Below are 1,117 nucleotides of genomic sequence, written 5' to 3'. Positions count from 1 at the left end.
TCTTGGTTAAGCTACTGGTCTTTATTGTTAAGTATATTTCCAGTACCATTTTTATTTGCAATGATGTATGCATTAATAAGAATTCATCCTGATTTTGGCATTTTTCTTATTTGGTTATCAATAATTGTATCTCTGATTTTTGGTTTTATAGCCATTTTCAAAGGTACAGAAAAAAATGCACTTGCAATTATAGCAATTATCATCTCATTTGGAAGTGGAGCATTTATAGCTTTTGTCTCGATGATGGCCCAAATGGGTGACCCACCAAATGGATAATTGTCTGGGTTTTTAATAATAGCAAACCTTTCAACTAAAGAGTTCTTTAGTTAAATATACTCTAAGATATCTTGATTCCGAGTCTTTCACAATCGGGCGCAGTTCCGGAATGAAGGGCAGTATTCAAATTGCCATTGGAGGGCCATTTAACGGAATAAGAACTTTAGAATTTGGATAATACCATAGATAAATATTAGGGGGTTGAAGGTGAGAAGCTGGATTTTTCATAGCCTCAACATAATGGTTTTTATTATTGTAGAGGCAATCTGTTTATTTGCTTTTTTAAGTGTTAATTCATTCTTTATCCGTTTTATTATTATAACTACTGTTGTTTGGTGGGGAATTTTTTATTTTATTCAATTTCGAAAAAAAACATATGCTTGGAGACTTATCTGGTTTTTAATTTCTGTAATCGTTTTGTGGTTTTGGATAGATTACTGGAATTTCGCCTCGTTAGGGGGCTGGAAGATTTAAATGAGAACTCGGATTTTTCACATTCTCAACATAGTTATTTTAATTATTATTGTACCGATTAGTCTATTAGCTTGGTTTGGAAATGCGATGAGCCAGGTGTCGTCCTCTGGGATAGACTTTGCAATTATGACGACTTATGTGTGGTGGGGTGCTTTTTATTGGATTCAGCTTTCAAGAAAAGAGACCGTATGGCGAGTGGTTTGGTTCCTCATCTCCTTCGGTGTTCTATCGTATTGGATGACTGGTGGCGGTGCCTCTTTCTGGAATTTGATATTCGAATAAATCAGATGAAAGTCTTAACATAGCTAACCTAATAAAATGCAATCGTGATAGCAGCCAACAACAGGACTATTCCATAAAAGGGCGC

The 1,117-nt window shown here is 35.1% G+C and carries 1 protein-coding gene; it reads left to right on the top strand.

All coding sequences use genetic code 11. The features are described from left to right. Positions 1-276: hypothetical protein (locus tag E4U82_RS20110; RefSeq protein ID WP_167751515.1), on the top strand; the 276-nt coding region annotated here is incomplete at its 5' end. Positions 277-1,117: the final 841 nt, after the last annotated feature.

It is taken from the genome of Lentibacillus salicampi, assembly GCF_004565465.1.
Taxonomy (GTDB): domain Bacteria; phylum Bacillota; class Bacilli; order Bacillales; family Amphibacillaceae; genus Lentibacillus; species Lentibacillus salicampi.
The sequence above is the reverse complement of the archived record's forward strand: the minus strand, read 5'-3'. Positions and strand labels throughout refer to the sequence as shown.